Annotated in this window: 18 protein-coding genes; 4 read left to right on the top strand and 14 right to left on the bottom strand. The window is 70.8% G+C overall.

The genetic code is table 11. From position 1 onward, the window contains the following. Window position 1 precedes the first annotated feature (1 nt). The 10 genes from C0R66_RS08235 to C0R66_RS08190 form a co-directional block, all read right to left on the bottom strand. Complete coding sequence (locus tag C0R66_RS08235) at window positions 2-1057, bottom strand: quinone-dependent dihydroorotate dehydrogenase (protein WP_241901638.1); 1056 nt, start codon at window positions 1055-1057, stop codon at window positions 2-4. Next, the gene (gene carB / locus C0R66_RS08230; protein ID WP_101524295.1) at window positions 1030-4335 is read right to left on the bottom strand and encodes a carbamoyl-phosphate synthase large subunit; all 3306 of its coding nucleotides are present in this window, start codon (window positions 4333-4335) and stop codon (window positions 1030-1032) included. The genes C0R66_RS08235 and carB overlap by 28 nt, the downstream gene beginning before the upstream one ends. After that, entirely contained in the window at window positions 4335-5462 is a 1128-nt protein-coding gene (gene carA, locus C0R66_RS08225) for a glutamine-hydrolyzing carbamoyl-phosphate synthase small subunit (protein ID WP_101524294.1), read from the bottom strand. Before carA ends, carB begins: the two co-directional genes overlap by 1 nt. A 144-nt stretch (window positions 5463-5606) precedes the next feature. Further along, the gene (locus C0R66_RS08220) at window positions 5607-6011 is read right to left on the bottom strand and encodes a VOC family protein (protein WP_240311593.1); all 405 of its coding nucleotides are present in this window, start codon (window positions 6009-6011) and stop codon (window positions 5607-5609) included. A 13-nt stretch (window positions 6012-6024) separates the two neighbouring features. Then, window positions 6025-7311: a dihydroorotase gene (locus C0R66_RS08215; RefSeq protein ID WP_101524293.1), complete on the bottom strand. Its 1287-nt coding sequence runs from the start codon at window positions 7309-7311 to the stop codon at window positions 6025-6027. Beyond that, window positions 7311-8237 carry an aspartate carbamoyltransferase catalytic subunit gene (locus C0R66_RS08210; RefSeq protein WP_101524292.1) on the bottom strand — a complete coding sequence of 309 codons (927 nt, stop codon included), beginning with the start codon at window positions 8235-8237 and terminating at the stop codon, window positions 7311-7313. The genes C0R66_RS08215 and C0R66_RS08210 overlap by 1 nt, the downstream gene beginning before the upstream one ends. Next, window positions 8234-8773, bottom strand: coding sequence for a bifunctional pyr operon transcriptional regulator/uracil phosphoribosyltransferase PyrR (pyrR, locus tag C0R66_RS08205; protein ID WP_101524291.1), 540 nt, complete (start codon window positions 8771-8773; stop codon window positions 8234-8236). Before pyrR ends, C0R66_RS08210 begins: the two co-directional genes overlap by 4 nt. Window positions 8774-8890: 117 nt before the next feature. After that, a complete protein-coding gene (locus C0R66_RS18655; protein ID WP_158647963.1) occupies window positions 8891-9244 on the bottom strand; it encodes a DUF1206 domain-containing protein in 354 nt (117 codons plus the stop codon). After that, complete coding sequence (locus C0R66_RS08195) at window positions 9223-9708, bottom strand: DUF1206 domain-containing protein (protein ID WP_101524289.1); 486 nt, start codon at window positions 9706-9708, stop codon at window positions 9223-9225. The genes C0R66_RS18655 and C0R66_RS08195 overlap by 22 nt, the downstream gene beginning before the upstream one ends. Window positions 9709-9723: 15 nt before the next feature. Next, the gene (locus C0R66_RS08190) at window positions 9724-11004 is read right to left on the bottom strand and encodes an acetyl-CoA C-acetyltransferase (RefSeq protein ID WP_101524288.1); all 1281 of its coding nucleotides are present in this window, start codon (window positions 11002-11004) and stop codon (window positions 9724-9726) included. Window positions 11005-11199: 195 nt separating this feature from the next. Between C0R66_RS08190 and C0R66_RS08185 the strand changes: the two genes are divergently transcribed. After that, on the top strand, window positions 11200-12543 hold the full coding sequence (locus C0R66_RS08185) for a 3-oxoacyl-ACP reductase (RefSeq protein WP_101524287.1): 1344 nt from the start codon (window positions 11200-11202) through the stop codon (window positions 12541-12543). 1 nt (window position 12544) lies between these two features. After that, window positions 12545-13390, top strand: coding sequence for a MaoC family dehydratase (locus C0R66_RS08180; RefSeq protein WP_101524286.1), 846 nt, complete (start codon window positions 12545-12547; stop codon window positions 13388-13390). Window positions 13391-13399: 9 nt separating this feature from the next. On the opposite strand, the gene C0R66_RS08175 is transcribed toward C0R66_RS08180, so the two are convergent. The 3 genes from C0R66_RS08175 to C0R66_RS08165 form a co-directional block, all read right to left on the bottom strand. After that, window positions 13400-14599 carry a peptidoglycan DD-metalloendopeptidase family protein gene (locus tag C0R66_RS08175; RefSeq protein WP_158647962.1) on the bottom strand — a complete coding sequence of 400 codons (1200 nt, stop codon included), beginning with the start codon at window positions 14597-14599 and terminating at the stop codon, window positions 13400-13402. A 224-nt stretch (window positions 14600-14823) separates the two neighbouring features. Continuing rightward, entirely contained in the window at window positions 14824-15681 is an 858-nt protein-coding gene (locus tag C0R66_RS08170; RefSeq protein ID WP_101524284.1) for an acyl-CoA thioesterase, read from the bottom strand. Window positions 15682-15684: 3 nt separating this feature from the next. Next, window positions 15685-16617, bottom strand: a complete 933-nt coding sequence (locus tag C0R66_RS08165; RefSeq protein ID WP_101524283.1) for a proteasome assembly chaperone family protein — start codon at window positions 16615-16617, stop codon at window positions 15685-15687. Between the two features lie 180 nt (window positions 16618-16797). Between C0R66_RS08165 and C0R66_RS08160 the strand changes: the two genes are divergently transcribed. After that, the gene (locus tag C0R66_RS08160; protein ID WP_101524282.1) at window positions 16798-17997 is read left to right on the top strand and encodes a thiolase family protein; all 1200 of its coding nucleotides are present in this window, start codon (window positions 16798-16800) and stop codon (window positions 17995-17997) included. Next, on the top strand, window positions 17997-20084 hold the full coding sequence (locus C0R66_RS08155; protein ID WP_101524281.1) for a 3-hydroxyacyl-CoA dehydrogenase NAD-binding domain-containing protein: 2088 nt from the start codon (window positions 17997-17999) through the stop codon (window positions 20082-20084). The genes C0R66_RS08160 and C0R66_RS08155 overlap by 1 nt, the downstream gene beginning before the upstream one ends. Before the next feature lie 63 nt (window positions 20085-20147). Here C0R66_RS08155 and C0R66_RS08150 read toward each other — a convergent pair whose 3' ends face one another. Further along, window positions 20148-21668 carry an amino acid permease gene (locus C0R66_RS08150; RefSeq protein ID WP_101524280.1) on the bottom strand — a complete coding sequence of 507 codons (1521 nt, stop codon included), beginning with the start codon at window positions 21666-21668 and terminating at the stop codon, window positions 20148-20150. Window positions 21669-21743: the final 75 nt, after the last annotated feature.

The following is a 21743-nucleotide window of genomic DNA, read 5'->3' as shown; positions in this document are numbered from 1 at the left end:
TTCAGCCGCCGGCCAGGCCGCGGGCGATCCGCCGGGGCCACAACGGTCCGCCGTAGACGAAGGCGGTGTAGGCCTGGATGAGGGTGGCGCCGGCCGCCAGCCGAGCCCGCGCCTCGGGCACCGTGCTGATGCCGCCGACTCCGATGATGGTGAGGTCGGGCCCCACCCGACGGCGCAGCATCGCCGTCACCTCCTCGGCCCGGGCCCTCAGCGGGGCGCCCGACAGGCCCCCGGCGCCGATCCGCTCCACCTCGCTCGGGTCGGTGGTCAGGCGGTCACGGGTGATGGTGGTGTTGGTCGCGCTGATGCCGTCCAGGCCCACGGCCAGGGTGAGGTCCGCCACCGCGAGCACGTCCTCGTCGCTGAGGTCGGGCGCGATCTTGACCAGCAACGGCACCCGACGGTCGTCCACGACCTCGTCGGCGCGCCGCCGTACGGCGCGCAGCAGGGGCTCCAGCTTCTCCACCGCCTGCAGGTCGCGCAGCCCGGGGGTGTTGGGCGAGGAGACGTTGACGACCAGGTAGTCGGCGAGCGGCGCGAGCAGGCCGGCGCTCTTCTGGTAGTCGCCGATCGCCGACTCCTCGGGCACCGCCTTCGTCTTGCCGATGTTGACCCCGACCACCACGTCGTTGCGGCCACGCGCGGCCAGCCGTCGGGCCACCGCCTCCGCGCCGTCGTTGTTGAACCCCATCCGGTTGACGATGGCTCGGTCCCCCGGCAGCCGGAACAGCCGCGGGGTGGGGTTGCCCGGCTGCGGCTCCCCGGTGACGGTGCCGATCTCCACGTGCCCGAAACCCAGCCCGGCCAGCGCGTCGATGCCGAGGGCGTTCTTGTCGAAGCCGGCAGCGAGCCCCAGGACGTGCGGGAACGTGAGGCCCATGGCCGTCACCGGGGTGCCGACCGGGCGTTCCCAGGCGCCCAGCACCCGACGGGTCAGGGGACGCGCGGCGCGGATCGCCCCGAACCCGACGTGGTGGGCACGCTCGGGGTCCACCCGGGTCAGCACCGTGTCGAAGATGACGTCGTACATCAGGTGGCCCCGGTGATGGCGTTCCACTCCTGCAGGCTCCGGACCCCGATCTCGCCCCGGCTGAGCGCCTCGATGCCCTGGGCGGCGGCGGCCAGGCCCTGGACCGTGGTGATGCACGGGATGTTGGCCATCACCGCCGCCGTGCGGATCTCGTAGCCGTCGAGACGGCCGGCGGTCCCCGTGGAGTAGGGGGTGTTGATCACCAGGTCGATCTCGCCGCCGTGGATGAGCTGGACGGTGGTCTGCTCTCCGTCGGGACCCTCCCCCTCGTGGTGCTTGCGCACGGTGCGCGCCTCGATCCCGTTGCGCCGCAGCACCTCGGCGGTGCCCTGGGTCGCCAGGATCTCGAAGCCGCGCATCGCCAGCGCCTTGATCGGGAAGATCATGTTCCGCTTGTCCCGGTTGGCCACCGAGACGAAGATCCGCCCCGAGGTGGGCAGCGAGCCGTAGGCGGCGGTCTGGGCCTTGGCGAAGGCGGTGCCGAAGTCGGCGTCGAAGCCCATCACCTCGCCGGTCGACTTCATCTCCGGACCCAGCACCGTGTCGACGTTGCGGCCGTCGGGGGTCTTGAACCGGTTGAACGGCATCACCGCCTCCTTGACCGCGATCGGGAAGTCGGCCGGCAGGGTGCCGCCGTCGCCCTGCGCCGGCAGCACGCCGCAGGCGCGCAGCTGGGCGATCGACTCGCCCAGCATCACCCGGGCGGCTGCCTTGGCCAGCGGCGTCCCGGTCGCCTTGGACACGAAGGGGACGGTCCGCGAGGCCCGGGGGTTGGCCTCCAGGACGTAGAGCACGTCGGAGCCGAGGGCGAACTGGATGTTCAGCAGCCCGCGCACCCCGACGCCGCGGGCGATGGCCTCGGTGGCGGAGCGGATGCGCAGGATCTCCGCGGCGCCCAGGGTGATCGGCGGCAGCGCGCAGGAGGAGTCGCCGGAGTGGATGCCGGCCTCCTCGATGTGCTCCATGACCCCGCCCAGGAACAGGTCGGTGCCGTCGAAGATGGCGTCCACGTCGATCTCGACCGCGTCGTCGATGAAGCGGTCCACGAGCACCGGGTGCTCGGGGCTGATCTCGGTGGCCCGGTCGATGTAGCCGCGCAGCGAGGCGTCGTCGTAGACGATCTCCATGCCGCGCCCACCCAGGACGTAGGAAGGACGCACCAGCACGGGGTAGCCGATGCCGGCGGCGATCTCCTTGGCGTCCTCGTAGGAGGTCGCCATCCCGAACTTGGGCGCCGGCAGACCGGCGTCGGCGAGCACCTGACCGAAGGCGCCGCGCTCCTCGGCCAGGTGGATCGCCTCGGGCGCGGTGCCCACGATCGTGACCCCGGCGTCCGCCAGGCCCTGGGCCAGGCCCAAGGGAGTCTGACCGCCCAGCTGGCAGATGACGCCGGCGACGGGACCCGCCTGCTGCTCGGCGTGCACGATCTCGAGCACGTCCTCCAGGGTGAGCGGCTCGAAGTAGAGCCGGTCGGAGGTGTCGTAGTCGGTGGAGACGGTCTCGGGGTTGCAGTTGACCATGACGGTCTCGTAGCCGGCCTCGGACAGCGCCATGGAGGCGTGCACGCACGAGTAGTCGAACTCGATGCCCTGACCGATCCGGTTGGGTCCGCTGCCCAGGATGATGACGGCCTCGCGCTCTCGCGGCTCGACCTCGGTCTCCTCGTCGTAGGACGAGTAGTGGTACGGCGTCCGGGCGGCGAACTCCGCGGCACAGGTGTCGACCGTCTTGTAGACCGGGCGCACCCCGAGCGCGTGCCGGACCGCCCGGACCTCGCCCTCGCTCATGCCTCGGATGCCGGCGAGCTGGGCGTCGCTGAAGCCGTGGCGCTTGGCCATCCGCAGCGTGGCGGCATCGAGCTCGTCGGCGGCCGCGACCGCCTCGGCGACCTCGCGGATCAGGAAGAGCTGGTCGACGAACCACGGGTCGATCCTGGTGTGCTCGAAGACCTGCTCGGGGGTGGCGCCGGCCAGGATCGAGTCCATCACGGTGCGCAGCCGGCCGTCGGTCGGGATCTCCGACTTCTCCAGCAGCTCTTGGAGGTCACCGGGCTCGGCGGCGAAGTCGAAGACGGCCTGCTTGGACTCCAGGCTGCGCAGCGCCTTCTGCAGCGACTCGGTGAAGTTGCGGCCGATCGCCATCGCCTCACCGACGCTCTTCATGTGGGTGGTCAGCGTCTGGTCGGCCCCGGGGAACTTCTCGAAGGCGAACCGCGGCACCTTGACCACCACGTAGTCCAGGGTGGGCTCGAAGGCCGCCGGGGTGCTCGACCCGTCCGGGCGGGCGGTGATGTCGTTGGGGATCTCGTCGAGGGTGTAGCCGATGGCCACCTTGGCGGCGATCTTGGCGATCGGGAAGCCCGTGGCCTTGGAGGCGAGAGCGCTGGAGCGGGAGACCCGGGGGTTCATCTCGATCACGATCAGGCGGCCGTCGGCCGGGTTGACCGCGTACTGGATGTTGCAGCCACCGGTGTCGACGCCGACCGAGCGGATGATGCCGATCGCCATGTCGCGCATCTTCTGGTACTCGCGGTCGGTCAGCGTCATGGCCGGGGCGACGGTGATGGAGTCGCCCGTGTGCACGCCCATGGGGTCGAAGTTCTCGATGGAGCAGATGATCACCACGTTGTCGGCGGTGTCACGCATCACCTCCAGCTCGTACTCCTTCCAGCCGATGATGGACTCCTCCAGGAGCACCTCGGTGGTCGGCGAGGCGGCGAGCCCGGCGCCGCCGATGCGACGCAGCTGCTCCTCGTCGTAGGCGAACCCCGAGCCGGTGCCGCCCATCGTGAAGGAGGGGCGCACCACCAGCGGGTAGCCGAGCTCGTCCGCGCCGGCCAGCAGGTCCTCGATGGAGTGGCAGACGACCGACTTGGCCGACTCGCCGCCGAGCTCGTCGACGATCTTCTTGAACTGCTCGCGGTTCTCCCCGCGGTTGATCGCCTCGATGCTGGCGCCGATCAGCTCGACGTCGTACTTGGCCAGCACGCCGGCCTCGTCGAGCCGCATCGCGCAGTTGAGCGCGGTCTGCCCGCCGAGGGTGGCCAGCAGCGCGTCGGGACGCTCCTTGGCGATCACCTTCTCGACGTACTCGGGGGTGATCGGCTCGATGTAGGTGGCGTCGGCGAACTCCGGGTCGGTCATGATGGTGGCCGGGTTGGAGTTGACCAGGATGACCCGCAGCCCCTCCTCCTTGAGCACCCGGCAGGCCTGGGTGCCGGAGTAGTCGAACTCGCAGGCCTGGCCGATGATGATCGGACCGGAGCCGATCACGAGCACCGACTTGATGTCGTCGCGCTTGGGCATCAGGCCCTCGCCTCCATGAGCTCGCAGAAACGGTCGAACAGGTACGCCGCGTCGTGCGGACCCGCCGCGGCCTCGGGGTGGTACTGGACGGAGAAGCTCTTCAGCGCGCCGTCCGGCCCGCGCAGCTCCAGGCCCTCGACCACGTCGTCGTTGAGGCACACGTGGGACACGCTCGCCTCGCCGTACGGCGTGGCGGTCGACCCCTCGAGCGGGGCGTCGACGGCGAAGCCGTGGTTGTGCGCGGTGACCTCCACCTTGCCGGTGGTCCGGTCCATCACGGGCTGGTTGATGCCCCGGTGGCCGTACTTGAGCTTGTAGGTGCCGAAGCCGAGCGCGCGGCCGAAGAGCTGGTTGCCGAAGCAGATGCCGAAGTAGGGCACCTCGTCGGCCAGGGCGCCCTGGAGCAGCTCGACCTGGGCGGTCGTCGCCGCCGGGTCGCCGGGCCCGTTGGAGAAGAAGAGCCCGTCGGGAGCGACCGCCCGGACCTCGTCGAGCGTGGCGGTGGCGGGCAGCACGTGCACCTCGATGCCGCGCTCGCTCATCATCCTCGGCGTGTTGGACTTGATGCCGAGGTCGATCGCCGCGACGGTGAAGCGCTTCTCCCCCACCGGTGGGACCACGTAGGCGTGCGCGGTGGAGACGGCCTCGCTGAGGTTGGCTCCCGCCATCTCGCCCGACTCCCGGACCCGGGCCAGGAGCCGCTCGGGGTCGGTCTCGGTGGTGGAGATCCCCACCCGCATCGCGCCCCGCTCACGCAGGTGGCGGGTCAGCGCACGGGTGTCGACGCCACTGATGCCCACGACGTCCTGCTCGCGCAGCGCGTCGTCCAGGGTGCGGACGCTGCGCCAGTTCGAGGGCACCCGAGCGGGGTCGCGCACCACGTAGCCGGCGACCCAGATGCGCCCGGACTCGGGGTCCTCGTCGTTCATCCCGGTGTTGCCCACGTGCGGAGCCGTCATCACGACGACCTGCCGGTGGTAGCTGGGATCGGTCAGCGTCTCCTGGTAGCCGGACATGCCGGTCGAGAAGACGATCTCGCCGAAGGTCTCGCCCTCGGCTCCGAAAGAGTCACCGCGAAAGGTGCGCCCGTCCTCGAGGACCATGAGCGCAGGGGCAGGCAGAGCCATGCCGCACCTCCTTCTCCGCCTCACAGGACGGATAGTTAAAGGATGTTCGAACCGTCCCTGACCCTATCAGCGCCGGGTCCCGCGACGGGGACCGGTCTCGGGGCGTGGCCGTCGAGCTGGAGCCGACCTGGCCGCATGCTGCGCTCAGGCCACGAAGATGCAGAAGGGGTGCCCCTCGGGGTCGGCGAACACGTACAGCTGCTCGTCCTCGTCCGCGGAGCGGTCCAGCAGCACCTTGGCCCCCAGTCCCACCGCCCGGTCCCGTTGGGCGCTCAGCTCCGCAGGAGTGTCGACGGTCAGGTCGAGGTGCAGCTGCTGCGGGACCTCGGGGCTGGGCCAGGTGCTCCGGGCCTGCTCGGCGACCCGCTGGAACGCCAGCACGCGGGTGCCGTCGTCCCGGGTCAGCACCAGCCAGTCCACCTCGTCGTCGCCTTCGCCGGCCTCGTCCCCGGGCCGGTAGACCAGGTCCAGGAGCTGGCGCCAGAACTCGGCCTCCCGCCGGATCTCGACCGCGTCCAGCACGGTGTGCAGCAGGTGAGGGGCACTCATCAGCGGGTCTCCTTCACTCCTCGCCTCGCGCCAGGACGCCGTCGCGCACGGTGACGCGACCGCCGTACACCGTGTGTACCACTCGGGAGGTGAGCTCGCGACCGTGCCACGGATTGTTGCGCGACAGCGAGGCTGACGCGTCCCGGTCGACCCGGACCACCGCGGACGGGTCCACCAGCACCAGGTGCGCCGGGGCGCCGGGCACGAGCGCCTGCCCCTGGGCACCCAGTCCGGCGATCCGCGCCGGAGTGTGCGACATGACCCGGGCGATGTCCGCCCAGGACATCGCCTCCATCGCGGTGCGCACCACCGGGAGCGCCGTCTCCAGCCCGACCATGCCGAAGGCGGCGTCGGTGAAGGCGTGCTCCTTGTCGTGCCGAGCGTGGGGTGCGTGGTCGGTGGCCACGGCGTCGATGGTGCCGTCGGCAAGGGCCGCGCGCAGGGCGGCGACGTCCTCGTCGGGGCGCAGCGGCGGGTTCACCTTGTACGTCGGGTCGTAGCCGGTGAGCAGGTCGGTGGTGAGCATCAGGTGGTGCGGCGTCACCTCGGCGGTGACGGCGATCCCCTGGGCCTTGGCCCACCTGATCACCTCCACCGACCCCGCGGTGGACACGTGCGCGACGTGCACCCGGGAGCCGGTGTGCCGGGCGAGCATGACGTCGCGGGCCACCACGACCTCCTCGGCCACGCCCGGCCAGCCGGGAAGCCCGAGCCGACCCGAGATCTCGCCCTCGTGGCAGCAGGCCGACGATCCGGCCAGCGTGGGGTCCTGGGAGTGCTGGGAGATGACCCCGCCGAACGCCTTGACGTACTCCAGGGCACGGCGCATCACCCGGGCGTCGTGGACGCACCTGCCGTCGTCGGAGAAGACCCGCACCCCGGCCCGGGACCGGGCCATCAGCCCGAGCTCGGCGAGCTCCTCGCCACCCAGGCCGCGGGTCACCGCGCCCACCGGCTGCACGTGGACCAGACCTGCTTCGCGGCCCAGCTCCCAGACCCGCACGGCGGCCTCGGCGGTGTCGGTGACCGGGGTGGTGTTCGCCATCGCCAGCACGGCGGTGTAGCCGCCCAGCGCTGCCGCCTGGGAGCCGGTCAGGACCGTCTCCGCGTCCTCCCGGCCGGGCTCGCGCAGGTGGGTGTGCAGGTCCACCAGTCCCGGGAGCGCGACGAGTCCGTCGGCCTCGATCACCTCGTGGCCGGCGGCGTCGACGGAGCCGACCTCGGTGATCACGTCGTCGCGGATCAGCAGGTCGGCCGAGGTCTCGCCGAGCAGCGAGGCCCCCTTGATCACGAGCGCCATCAGGCTTCCTCTCCGGCAAGCAGGTGGTAGAGCACGGACATCCGGATGGCCAGGCCGCTGGAGACCTGCTCGAGGACCACCGACTGGGCGGCGTCCGCGGCGTCGGCAGCGATCTCCAGGCCCCGGTTCATCGGGCCGGGGTGGCAGATCGGCACGTCCGGCCCCAGCAGCGCCAGCCGGTTGCGGGTGAGGCCGTAGCCGACGGTGTACTCGCGGGCGGTCGGGAAGAAGGCGCCCGACATGCGCTCGCGCTGCACGCGGAGCATCATCACCGCGTCCGCCTGCGGGAGCACCTGGTCCACGTCGTACGACGTCTCGAACCCGACGGCGCGCGACCAGGAGTCGATGCCGGCGGGCATCAGGGTGGGAGGGGCGACGACGGTGACCCGCGCCCCCAGCTTGGTCAGGCACAGCACGTTGGAGCGGAAGACCCGGCTGTGGGTCAGGTCGCCGACCAGGACCACGTGGCGACCCTCGAGGGAGCCCATGCGGCGCTGCAGCGTGTAGGCGTCCAGCAGCGCCTGGGTGGGGTGCTCGTGCGTGCCGTCGCCGGCGTTGACCACCACCGCGTCGACCCACTGGCTCACCTGGTGCGCGGCACCGCTGGCCGGGTGCCGGATGACGAGCCCGTCGACCCCCATGGCACAGACCGTGAGCACGGTGTCGCGCAGGCTCTCGCCCTTGGAGGCGCTGGAGCCCTTGGCGCTGACGTTGATGACGTCGGCGGAGAGCCACTTGCCCGCGATCTCGAACGAGGACCGGGTGCGGGTGGAGTCCTCGAAGAACATGTTGACGATGGTGCGTCCGCGAAGGGCCGGCAGCTTCTTGACGTCCCGGCGCTGCACGTCGTGCATCTCGGCCGCGGTGTCGAAGATGGCGCCGATGTCGTCGACGGAGAGGTCGTCGATGGAGAGCAGGTGCTTCACGAGATCGTCACCTCGTCGAGGTCGTCGGTCTCGGCGAGCCTGACGCTGACCCGCTCGGAGCGGGCGCTGGGCAGGTTCTTGCCCACGTGGTCGGCACGGATGGGCAGCTCACGGTGACCGCGGTCCACCAGCACGGCGAGGCGGACCGCGGCGGGACGACCCAGGTCGCTCACCGCGTCCAGGGCCGCGCGGATCGTGCGGCCGGAGAACAGCACGTCGTCGACGAGCACGACGACCTTGCCGTCGATGCCCCCCGACGGGAGCTGGGTCTTGTGCGCGCGCCGGGTGGGCTGGGAGCGCAGGTCGTCGCGGTACATCGTGACGTCGAGCTCGCCGACGGCGACCGGCACGCCCTCCACCGCGGCGATGCCGTCGGCGATCCGGTGCGCCAGCGGTACGCCGCGGGTGTGCAGACCGAGCAGGATCAGGTCGGAGGCGCCCTTGTTGCGCTCGAGGATCTCGTGCGAGATGCGGGTCAGGGCCCGGGTGATGTCACGGGCGTCGAGGACGGTGCGTCCTGGTGCGGGGGCAGGCATGCGCGGCCTGGACCTCCTTCTCCGCCTCACGGGACGGCTCGTTAAAGGATGTCGTGCGCGCCAGACCCTACCAGCGCCGAGGCACGACGCTGCCGCGCAGGGCGGACGCGGAACGCCCTAGCGGTCCAGGTGCCGGGCGCGGGCGAAGCAGAACAGGCCGTAGCACGCGAGCCCGATCGCCACCGCGGTCAGCAGGGCCGGACCGAAGGGCTGCTCCAGCACCGTGCGCAGCGCGTCGTCCAGGCCCTTGTCCTCCTTGCCGCTGTGCGTCCACCCGGCGTGCACGATCAGCCCGCCCACCAGGCCGATGGAGATCCCCTTGACGAGGTAGCCGACCTTGCCGAACCACTTGTAGGCCTCACCCACCTCGCCCGTGCGGCCCTGGCTGTCGAGGCTCTCCAGGAACTTCTCGCTCCAGCCGCGGTACGCCGTGTAGCCGGCGTAGCCGATCACCGCCAGTCCGGCGAGCACCACCAGCCACTGCCCCCGGGCCAGGACATGACGGTGCCGGTCATGGACCGGCCCTTGCCACCGCTGTTGCTGCTGAGCAGCGTCTTGAGCGCGGAGAAGGCGAGCGCCGCGTACAGCGCGGCCTTGAGACCCGAGGCGGCCCGCTTCTTCCAGCGGTCGGCCCCCTCCTCGTCCTCGTGCCCGACCACCGCCTCCAGCACGCGCCACAGCACCAGCAGGATCAGCCCGATGGCCAGCGCCCAGAGGGCGAAGGTGCCGAAGGGCTTCGAGGCGAGCTCGGCGAACGCGCCGCTGCTGGACGCCTGGCGGCCCGACTCACCGAAGGCCAGCTGCACCGCCACCCAGGCGATGAGCAGGTGGACCACCCCGTAGGCGACGAGCCCCGCGCGCGCGAGGTGGTCCATCCACTTGCTGTCGTTGGCTTGCTTGCCTGAGTCCTTGAGGGTCCTGCCGACGTCTGTCACAGGGAGGATTGTGGCCTACTTCTCCAGGATTGCGACCACGCCCTGTCCACCTGCCGCACAGATGGAGATCAGGCCGCGGCCGGAGCCCTTGCGGTCCAGCAGCTTGGCCAGGACCGGCACGATGCGTCCACCGGTCGCGGCGAACGGGTGCGCGGCGGCGAGCGAGGAGCCGTTGACGTTGAGCTTGTCCCGGTCGATGGCACCCAGGGGGGCATCCAGGCCCAGCCGCTCCTTGCAGAACACCGGGTCCTCCCACGCCTTGAGGGTGGACAGCACCTGGGAGGCGAACGCCTCGTGGATCTCGTAGTAGTCGAAGTCCTGCAGGCTCAGGCCCTCGCGCTCGAGCATCCGGGCGACGGCGTAGGCGGGGGCCATCAACAGCCCCTCCTGGCCGTGCACGTAGTCGACGGCGGCCGTCTCGTAGGCGGTCAGGTAGGCCAGGACCGGCAGCCCGCGCTCGGCCGCCCACTCCTCCGAGGCCAGCAGCACCACCGAGGCGCCGTCCGAGAGAGGCGTCGAGTTGCCCGCGGTCATGGTGGCGGCGGTGCCCTTGCCGAAGACCGGCTTCAGCTTCGCGAGCTTCTCGACCGAGGAGTCGGCGCGCATGTTGGTGTCGCGCTCCACGCCGTGGAAGGGGGTGACCAGGTCGTCGTGGAACCCCTCGTCGTAGGAGCGGGCGAGGTTCTGGTGGGAGCGGGCCGCGAGCTCGTCCTGCTCCTCACGGCCAACCCGCCACTCCAGCGCGGTCAGGGCGGCGTGCTCGCCCATGGACAGGCCGGTGCGGGGCTCGCCGTTCTGCGGGATGTCCAGGCCGATGTCGCCGGGGCGGATCTGGCCCAGGGCGGTGAGCCGGGACCTGGTGTCCTTGGCGGCGTTGACCTTCATCAGCTTCTTGCGCAGCTTCTCGCTCACGGCGACGGGCGCGTCGGAGGTGGTGTCGGACCCTCCGGCGATGCCGACGTCGATCTGGCCCAGCGCGATCTTGTTCGCCACCTGGATCACCGCCTGCAGGCCGGTCCCGCAGGCCTGCTGGATGTCGGTGGCGGGGGTCTCGGCGCTCAGCTTGGAGCCCAGCACGCACTCGCGCGCCAGGTTGAAGTCGCGCGAGTGCTTCAGGACGGCACCGGCCACGACCTCACCGACCTTCTCGCCCTCGAGGCCGAAACGGACGGCCAGTCCGTCGATGGCCGCGGTGAGCATCTCCTGGTTGGAGACGTCGGAGTAGACGCTGTTGGACCGGGCGAAGGGGATCCGGTTGCCGCCGATGACGGCGACGCGGCGGGTCTGGGCCTGCATGGGGACTCCTGCATGACGAAGGAAAGGGCGAAGTCGGACGTGACGAAGGTGGTGCAGCGTTCCTATCCTTGCCGGTGCCTCCTCGGCTCGGAACCCGGTGAGGCCAACATCACGAAAAGTGGACGGCGAGTTACACCTGCAGTTACATGGTGCCGCACCCGACCCCCCGCATCCCACCTCCGGAGGCAGCAACCGATGAGCGACCGTTACCAGGGCTTCGTCTCTTCCCCGATCGGCAAGGTTCTGGTCAAGAACCTCGGCCTGCCGAGCCCCACCCGCCTGGAGCGCTACACCGAGGGCGCCCCGCTGGTTGCCGGCACCGTCCTCGTCGGGGGCACCGGGCGCCTGGTCGACTCCCTGCCGAAGGTGCTGGACGGGCTCGGCATCGCGGCGCTCTCGCAGGACGCCGAGGGCACGACGTACAAGGGGCTGGTGTTCGACGCCACCGGCCTGACGGACCCGGCCCAGCTGGTTGCGCTGCAGGAGTTCTTCACACCCCTGATGCGCCGCCTGGACAGCTCCCCCCGGGTCGTCGTCCTGGGCACGACCCCGGCGACGGTGACCGGGCCCGAGCGGATCACCCAGCGCGCCCTGGAGGGCTTTACCCGCTCCCTGGGCAAGGAGATCGGTCGCGGCGGGACGGTCCAGGTGGTCTACGTGGCCGAGGGCGCGGAGTCGATGCTGGACTCCACGCTGGCCTTCTTCCTCTCCCCCAAGTCCGCCTACGTCTCCGGACAGGTGGTGCGCGTGGCTCCCCGTGACGGGGCCGCCGACTCGACCCGGTCCGCGGTACCGGACCTGACCAGGCCGCTGGCAGGCAAGGTGGCGCTCGTGACCGGGGCCAGCCGGGGCATCGGCGAGGCGATCGCCCGGGTGCTGCACCGCGACGGCGCGACGGTCGTCGGCGTGGACGTGCCCCAGGCGGCCAGCGAGCTGCAGTCGCTGATGGCCGAGCTCGGCGGCGACCACCTCTGCCTCGACATCACCCACCCGGACGCCCCGCAGCGCATTGCCCACCACCTGGCCGAGCACCACGGCGGCGTCGACGTCGTCGTGCACAACGCGGGCATCACCAGGGACCGCAAGCTCGCCAACATGTCCGAGGACCGTTGGTCCAGCGTGATCGCGGTCAACCTGCTGGCTCCCGAGCTCATCACCCGGGCACTGCTGGACCAGGGCGTGGTCAACCCCAACGGCCGGATCATCGGGGTGGCCTCCATCGCCGGCATCGCCGGCAACGTGGGCCAGACCAACTACGCCGCGTCCAAGGCGGGGGTCATCGGCCTGGTCGACAGCCTGGCCGACGAGCTCGAGGACCAGATCACCGTCAACGCCGTGGCCCCGGGCTTCATCATCACCCAGATGACCGCCGCCGTGCCGTTCGCCACCCGCGAGGTCGGCCAGCGCCTGAACGCGCTGAGCCAGGGGGGCCTGCCGGTGGACGTGGCCGAGACCATCGCCTGGTTCGCCTCGCCCGGGTCCAGCGCCGTGAACGGCAACGTGGTGCGCGTGTGCGGCCAGATGATGCTGGGCGCCTGAGATGGGGGTCCGCACCCTCGCCCGGGCCGCTCTGCCCGCCGTGCCCGGGATCAACCTGCTGCCCGGCATCCGCAAGGTCCCCGCCGCGCAGTTCCAGGGGCTCTCCGCATCGGGTCCCCCGACGCCGATCGACGCCCGCCACGTCGCGGCCTACTCGCGCGTGTGTGGCTTCCCCCGGCGCGACACCGTTCCGGTGACCTACCCGCACCTGCTCGGCTTCGACCTCCACATGGAGATCATGAGCAGCCCCGAGTTCCCGTGGCCCGCGATCGGCACGGTGCACGTGGAGAACACCATCACCTCGCACCGTCCCATCGCGCTGACCGAGACTCTGGGCGCCACCACGTCGGTGGGGGCCCCGCGTCCGCACGCCAAGGGCATGGTGCTGGACTTCGTGACGACCATCTCCTCCGGCGACGAGATCGTGTGGGAGTCCATCTCCAGCTACCTGCGCCGAGGTCGGGGCGACGAGTCCGCGGAGCCGGGCCTCAGTCTCCCCGCACCCCCCGAGGGGCGAGCGGTCTGGGACCTGCCCGCAGACCTCGGCCGGCGGTACGGCGCGGTGTCGGGCGACCTGAACCCGATCCATCTCTACCCCTTGACCGCTCAGGCGCTCGGCTTCAAGCGTCAGATCGCCCATGGCATGTGGACCAAGGCACGATGCCTGGCCGCCATCGAGAACCGGCTGCCGGACGCCGTCCGGATCGAGGTGGCCTTCAAGAAGCCGGTGTTCCTGCCCGGCAAGGTCGCGTTCGGATTGGAGGGTGACCGCTCCTCCTGGCAGTTCGCGCTCACCAACCCCGGTGACCGGTCACCACACCTGGTGGGGCGCACCGCCGCGGTGTGAGCGCCCGGCTCAGCGCGGGTTGCCGAACTGCACGGCCGCCGGTGCGCGGTCGGCGCCAGCGGCATCAGGAGACTGACGCTGGTTGAACACTGCCGTCGCGGGCGTCCAGGTGCCCAGGTCGGTGGTGCCGTCGCCGTTCCAGTCACCGACGGCAGGCAGGTCACCGACGGCGCCGAACTGGACCGTCGAGATGGCAGCCACGCCCGCGGCATCCACGCTGCGCAGCGTGAACACCGCGGTCGCCCGGTCGTAGACCCCGACGTCGGTCCGGCCGTCGCCGTTCCAGTCGCCGGTGACCGGCACGTCGTCGGCGTTGCCCAGGGAGACGTTCGTCAGCGCGCCCGTCGTCGCCCGCAGCCGGAACATGGCGCGCGAGGGCCGGAAGACGCCGACCTCCCAGGTGCCGTCGCCGTTCCAGTCCCCGGCCACCGGTCGGTCGCTGCTCATCCCGAGCTTGAGGCTGACCACGCCGCCGGGGGCGGCGAGCTTGAAGCGGCGGCCCCGCGGGGACCACACTCCAGGCTCCGCGACACCGTCGCCGTTCCAGTCGCCCAGGAGCGGCTCGTCGGTGGCGCCGCCGAAGGACACGACGCGGGGCGCGGCGCCCGCGGGGGCCATGATGAAGCTGGCCGGCTGGGTCCGCCGGAAGACCACGACCTCGGCGGCCCGGTCCCCGTCGGTGTTGCCGGCCAGGGGTACGTCGGGGCAGTTGGTCGAGGCCAGGGTGCTCGAGCTGAAGGACAGTCCCGAGAAGTACGCCGGGACCACCTGCCGACCCACCTTCTGCTCGAAGTGCAGGTGCGGCGCCGTGCTGTTGCCGGTGCTGCCGACGACGCCGAGCAGAGCTCCCTGGTCGATGGTGGCGCCGACCTTCACCAGCACCCTCTTCAGGTGCGCGTACAGGCTGCTCTCGCCGTTGCCGTGGTCGAGCACGACGTAGCGGCCGTAGCCGGTGCGTCCGGTGGCGTTCGCCGTGACGACCACGCCCGCCGCGGCGGCCAGCACGGGCTTGCCCTCGTCCGCGGTCCTGTTGAAGTCGATCGCGTTCGGGCTCGGCGAGTGACGCGCCCGCATCCCCCCGGACCAGGCCTGCTGGCACAGGAACGGCAGCTGGTACCTGGTGACCGGCACCGGCTCCGCCTTGCGGGACGCCGCGTCCACGGGAGTCCCACCCAGCAGGGCGAGACCTGCGGCGGGAACGATCAACACGGCCAGGGCACGGAAGCCCCTTGCCTGCCTGGAGACGCGCACGGGCACACCACTCTCATCGGTCAGTCGAGGAGCGGCATCCGTCCAGTCACATCCGTGTCGCTGCGACACAGGGGTCACTGGAGTGGCCGGACGCCACACAAGTGCTCAACCGTAACCAGCCATCGGCGTGTCTGTCCGCGGGTCCGACGAATTACACGCTTGTAGTGGTATATGCCGACCCGTCAGCCCTTGAGCCTGAGGAGCCCCTCCTGGGCCACGGTCGCCAGCAGAGCGCCGTCCTGGGAGTAGACGTGCGCCAACGCCAGGCCCCGCCCGCCCTGCGCGGAGGGTGACGTCTGGTCGTAGAGCCACCAGCGGTCGGCGCGCACGGGACGGTGGAACCAGATCGTGTGGTCCAGCGACGCCGCCTGGAGGTTCGGAGCGTCGATCTGCACCCCGTGCGGCACCAACGCCGCGCCCAGCAGCGTCAGGTCGGTGGCATAGGTGAACGCCGCCTGCTGGGTGACCAGGTCGTCGGGGAGATCGCCGTCCACCCTGACCCAGAGCCTGGCCTCCGCGGGACGCGCCGGGTCGACCGGAAGACCCAGGCCCGACATCCCGAGGTGTCGGATGTCCAGCGCGGACCACTCGCGCTGCCACTCAGCCGCCGCCTCCTCGCCTCGCGACCGCGCCAGGTCCAGCAGCGACAGCCCTTGGTCGGGCCCGGCAACCTCGGGCATCCGATCCTGGTGGTCCATGCCCTCCTCGGCGAGCTGGAAGCTGCAGGTCAGGTAGTAGATGGGCCGTCCATGCTGGCGAGCCATCACCCGCCGGGTCACGAAGCTGCGACCGTCGCGGATCCGCTCCACGTCGTAGATGATCGGGACCGAGGTGTCACCGGGTCGCAGAAAGTACGAGTGCAGCGAGTGCATCGAGAACTCCGGGCTCACCGTCCGCCCGGCCGCCACGATCCCCTGGGCCGCCACCTGGCCGCCGAACACGCGTTGCCGCCCGGTGACCGGCTGCCGACCCCGGAACAGGTCGACGTCGAGGTCCTCGAGCTGGAGCAGGTCGAGCAGCTCCGTCGCAGATCCGGACAACGCCTACCCCTGCCCGGGCTCGTGGTCAGGACCGTCCAGACCCGCCAGGAACTGCTCGAACTGGCGCCCGAGGTCCTCGCCGGTGGGGAGAGGCTCGTCGGCGGCCAGGAGGGAGGAGCCGGACTCCTCGGCACGCTGGAAGGCGTCGTACTGACGCTCCAGGGCCTGGACGACGTCGGAGACCTCGTCGTGGCTGGCCAGGTAGCGGGAGACCTCGGCCTCGCACTCCACCGCCGCCGCGCGCAGGGCCGTCAGGTCGATGGTCAGCCGGCCACCCAGCTCCAGGTTCTCCAGGAGGGTGACCGAGGCGACCGGGTAGGGCATCTGGGTCAGGTAGTGCGGGACGTGGGCCACGTAGCCCAGGCAGGGGTGCCCCCACTCCCCCAGCCGCAGCTCGAGCAGCGCCTGGGCGCTGGAGGGGACCCGCAGCTCACCACGCCAGGGACTGCGCCCGGTCAGCAGCGAGGAGTCGTTGGCGTGGTGGGTCACCGCGATCGGCCGGGTGTGCGGCACCGCCATGGGGACCGCGCCCAGGTTGACCACCCGGGTCACCCCGAGCCGCTCCACGACCTCGCGCACCGCACTCGCGAACCCCTCCCACCGGATGTCGGGCTCGGCGCCGCGCAGCAGCAGGAACGGAGTGCCGCCGGTGTCACGGAGCAGCCGGACCACCAGTCGCGGGGCCTCATAGCTCTCGTAGTGGTCCTGCACGAAGGAGATGGGGGGCCGACGCGCCCGGTAGTCGTGGAGCGAGTCCACGTCGAAGGTCGCTACCACCGGGCCGTCACCGAGCTCGGTCAGGTGGTCCGCCGCACGGTCCGCAGCCTGTCCCGCGTCCAGGAACCCGGTGAGCACGACCACCATGGTGAGCCCGTCGACGCCCTCCAGCTCGGGCACGTCGTCAACGATGTGCACCAGCCGTGCTGAGGAGTCCATGACCACAGCCTAGGTGGCCGGGCACGCGTGGCGTTGCAGGAGTGGTCCCGGCGGGCACCGCGGGCGCGGCGCCCGGGGGTGACGACACCCACACCCACTCCCGGCTCACGATGTTGTTACTGAGAGGTAACGTATCCCTGCCCGGCTCATCGCCGGGCCCACCAACACCTAGGAGACTTCGTGCCCCGACAGTTGCGAGAGGTCGTCTTCGTCGACGGCGTGCGCACGCCGTTCGGCAAGGCCAAGGGCCAGTTCGCCGAGACCCGCGCCGATGACCTCGTCATCAAGTGCATCCGTGAGCTCATGCGCCGCAACCCCTCGTTGCCGCCCGAGCGCGTGGACGAGGTCGCGATCGCCGCGACGACCCAGATCGGCGACCAGGGCCTGACCATGGGTCGCACCGCCGCCCTCCTGGCCGGCCTGCCCACCAGCACGCCCGGCTACTCGATCGACCGCATGTGCGCCGGCGCGATGACGGCCGTGACCACCACGGCCGGCGGCATCGCGTTCGGCTCCTACGACGTCGTGATCGCCGGGGGTGTGGAGCACATGGGGCGCCACCCGATGGGCGAGGGCGTGGACCCCAACCCCCGGATCATCTCGGAGAAGATCGTCGACCCCGACGCCCTGGTGATGGGCAAGACGGCCGAGAACCTGCACGACCGCTACCCCACGATCACGCGTGAGCGCGCCGACGCCTACGCCGTACGCAGCCAGCAGAAGACGGCCGCCGCGTACGCCGCCGGCAAGCTGCAGCCCGACCTGGTCCCGGTGGCCACCCGCTCCGCCGAGGAGGGCTGGGGCCTGGCCCTGACCGACGAGGCGCCACGTCCCCAGACCACCATGGAGTCGCTGGCCGGCCTGAAGACCCCGTTCCGGGCACACGGCAACGTGACGGCCGGCAACGCCTCGGGCATCAACGACGGCGCCACCGCCGCCCTGCTGGCCGACGAGGAGACCGCCAAGGAGCTCGGCCTCCCGATCAAGATGCGGATGGTCTCGTTCTCCTTCGTCGGCGTCGAGCCCGAGGTGATGGGCGCCGGTCCGATCCCCTCGACGGAGAAGGCGCTGGCCCAGGCCGGCCTGACGATCGACGACATCGACGCCTTCGAGATCAACGAGGCGTTCGCCGTCCAGGTGCTCTCGCTGCTGGAGCACTACGGCATCGCCGACGACGACCCGCGGGTCAACCCCTACGGCGGCGCCATCGCCATGGGCCACCCGCTGGCCTCCTCCGGCGTGCGACTGATGAACCAGCTCGCGCGTCAGTTCGAGGATCGTCCCGAGGTCCACTACGGCATCACCACCATGTGCGTCGGCATCGGCATGGGCGGCACCATCGTCTGGGAGAACCCGCACTGGAACGGAGAGAACGCCTGATGACCGAGCTGAGCACCCTTCTCGACAAGGCGGCTTCCCTCGCCAGCGACGCCGAGGTCGTCACCGAGGCCAAGCTGCGCAAGGTGACCCTGCCCGGCGACGCCGGTGTCCTGGGCCTGATCACCCTCGACAACGGCCAGGACCACACCCGCCCGAACACGTTCGGCTTCAAGGGCCTGGCCTCCCTCAACGCCGCCATCGACGCGGCGCTGGCCGACGACGAGATCACCGCGCTCGGGGTGACCGGCAAGCCGTTCATCCTGGCCGCCGGCGCGGACCTGAGCTCGGTCTCCAGCAGCGGTCCCGACGGCGTGCGCACGATCGCCGAGCTGGGGCACGCGGTCTTCCGCAAGCTCGGCGAGGGCGGCAAGCCGTCCTTCGGCTTCATCAACGGGCTCGCCCTGGGTGGCGGCCTGGAGGTGGCGCTGCACTGCACGTACCGCACGGTCATGGACTCCGCGCCGGCCCTCGGCCTGCCCGAGGCCATGCTCGGCCTGGTGCCCGGGTGGGGCGGCGCCTTCCTGGTGCCCAACCTCGTCGGTGCCGACACGGCCGTCACGGTGGCCCTGGAGAACCCGCTCAACAACGGTCGCACGGTCGGCGGCAGCAAGGCGTTCGAGCTCGGCCTGGCCGACGCCGTCTTCGGTGGTGCCGACTACCTGGAGCAGTCGCTGCTCTGGGCGGCCGACGTGCTCACCGGCAAGATCTCCGTCGAGCGTCCCGAGATCGACCGCGGCCCGGCCTGGGACGCGGCGATCTCCCGCGCCGAGATGGTCGTGCTGACCAAGACCGGCGGCGCCTCGCCTGCGGCTCTCAAGATCGTCGAGCTGCTCAAGGGCGCCCGCACGGCCACTCGCGACGAGGGGTTCGCGGCCGAGGACGAGGCCCTCGAGGCGATGTCGAAGACCCCGGAGCTGCTCGCCAGCCTCTACGCCTTCGACCTGGTCCAGAAGCGCGCCAAGCGCCCGGCGGGTGCGCCCGACAGGTCGCTGGCCCGTCCGGTCACCAAGGTCGGCATCGTGGGTGCCGGTCTGATGGCCAGCCAGATGGCGCTGCTCTTCGCCCGCCGCCTCGAGGTCCCGGTGGTCCTCACCGACCTGGACGAGGCGCGTGCGCAGAAGGGCGTGGACTACGTCCACTCCGAGATCGCGAAGCTGCTCGGCAAGGGGCGCATCTCCTCCGACAAGGCCAACCGCCTCAAGGCGCTGGTCTCGGGCTCGGCTGACAAGTCGGTCGCCTTCGCGGGCGCGGACTTCGTGATCGAGGCCGTCTTCGAGGAGATGTCGGTCAAGAAGTCGGTCTTCGCCGACGTCGAGAAGGTCGTCAGCCCGGAGTGCGTGCTGGCCACCAACACCTCCTCGCTCTCCATCACCGAGATGGCCTCGGAGCTGCAGCACCCGGAGCGAGTGGTGGGCTTCCACTTCTTCAACCCGGTCGCCGTCATGCCGCTGCTGGAGATCGTCAAGGGCGACACCACCGACGACGCCACGCTCGCCACCGCGTTCGCCACCGGCAAGGGCCTGAAGAAGACGACCATCCTGGTCAAGGACAGCCCGTCCTTCATCGTCAACCGTCTCCTGGGTCGGTTCCTGGGCGAGGTCGCCAAGGTCGTGGACGCAGGCACCCCGATCGAGACCGCGGACGCCACGTTCGCCGGCATCGCCCCGATGCCGCCGTTCATGCTGCTCGGGCTCGTCGGACCCGCCATCGCGCTCCACAACAACGAGACGCTGGTCAAGGCGTTCCCGGAGCGCTTCTACGTCTCCCCCGCGCTGGAGCGCGTGGTGGAGGCGAAGAAGACCTCCTTCTACGCCCCCGACCTGACCATCGACCCCGAGGTCAAGGCGCTGCTGGAGAAGCCGGAGGACCCGGTCGTCCTGGACAAGGACCAGATCCGTGAGGCCGCACTGTCCGGCCTCGCCGAGGAGGCCCGCCTGATGCTCGAGGAGGGTGTGGTCGCAGCCCCGGAGGACCTCGACCTGGCCATGATCACCGGCGCCGGCTTCTCGTTCTGGAACGGCGGCCTGACCATGCTGCTGGACTCCTCCGGCATCTCGGAGAAGGTCAACGGCAAGCGTTTCCACTGATCAACCCGCTCCACGGCGACGGCGTCCCGGCTCTGGCCGGGGCGCCGTTCGTGGTTCCGGGTGTCAGCCGGAGACCGTCTCCTGACCCGTGCCCTGGCCTTCGTGCCGGTCCGTCTGCTGGAGTGCCAGGCGGGAGTGGGTGCGGCCGTAGGCGAAGTAGACCACCAGCCCGATCGCCATCCACACCGCGAACCGCACCCACGTGCTGCCGGTGAGGTTGAGCATCAGGTAGACGCACAGCAGCACCGAGGCGACGGAGACGAGGTAGACGGCCGGGGTGCGGAACGAGCGCTCCAGGTCGGGACGCTGCCGGCGCAGCACCACCACCCCGACGCTGACCAGGACGAACGCGAACAGGGCGCCGATGCTGACCAGGTTGACCAGGGTTCCCAGGTCGACCAGACCGCCGATCAGGGCGACGGCCACGCCGGTGACGGCGGTGATGACGTGCGGCGTCCCGAACCTGGGGTGGACCCGGGCCAGGGCGGTGGGCAGCAGGCCGTCGCGGGCCATCGCGAAGGCGACCCGGGTCTGCCCCAGCATCAGGATCATCACCACGACGATGAGGCCGATGCAGGCACCGACGGAGATCAGCCGGCCCATCCACTCCATGCCCACGGCGTCGAAGGCGGACGCGAGTGGAGCCGCGTCGTTCTCGTCGATCTCGGTGTAGGGCTGCATCCCGGTGACCACCAGGCTCACCGCGATGTAGAGGAGGGTGACCACGGCCAGGGAGCCGAGGATGCCTCGCGGGATGTCGCGCTGCGGGTTGCGTGTCTCCTCCGCGGTGGTGGCGACGATGTCGAACCCGAGGAAGGCGAAGAAGACGATCGAGGCGCCGGCGATCACCCCGGCCAGACCGTAGACCGCGGGGTCGATCCCGAGCAGGGTGCTGATCAGCGTGTTGTCCAGGAACCCGTCGCCGCCCTCGGGGGCGGGCTGGGACTTCGGGATGAACGGCGAGTAGTTGTCGGTGTCGATGTGGGAGACACCGAAGACGATGACCGCAGCGATGACCAGCAGCTTGATCGCGACGACGACCTGGTTGAGGCGGCTGGAGAACTTGATGCCGACGATGAGGGCACCGGTGACCAGGAGGGCGATGATCACGGCCGGCAGGTCCACCACGCCGTCGGCGGCGGAGCCCAGGGAGGTGGGCACCTCGAGGAAGGTGCCCGCGAAGACCTCCTGGAAGTAGCCGGAGAAGCTCGTCGCCAGGGCGGCCGCACCGATGGTGAACTCCAGCACCAGGTCCCACCCGATGATCCAGGCGACCAGCTCCCCCAGCGTGGCGTAGCTGAAGGTGTAGGCACTGCCGGCGACCGGCACCGTGGAGGCGAACTCCGCGTAGCACAGCGCGGCGAGACCGCAGGCGAGTCCCGCGATCGCGAAGGAGAGCGTGATCGCCGGGCCGCTGTTGGTCCGGGCGACGGTCCCGGTGACCACGAAGATGCCGGCCCCGATGATGACGCCCACCCCGAAGACCATGAGGTCGAGGGCACCGAGGGTCTTCTTCAGCCGGCGCCCCGGCTCGTCGGTCTCCGCGATCGACTGCTCGACCGACTTGGTCCGCATCAGGTCCATGCCCAGCACGCTAGAGGCCCTGGGCGACGACGTCCATGCCGTGTGGCGCCCGGGACCGGCCCGACTCAGGAGCGG

It is taken from the genome of Nocardioides houyundeii (assembly GCF_002865585.1).
GTDB lineage: Bacteria > Actinomycetota > Actinomycetes > Propionibacteriales > Nocardioidaceae > Nocardioides > Nocardioides houyundeii.
The sequence above is the reverse complement of the archived record's forward strand: the minus strand, read 5'-3'. Positions and strand labels throughout refer to the sequence as shown.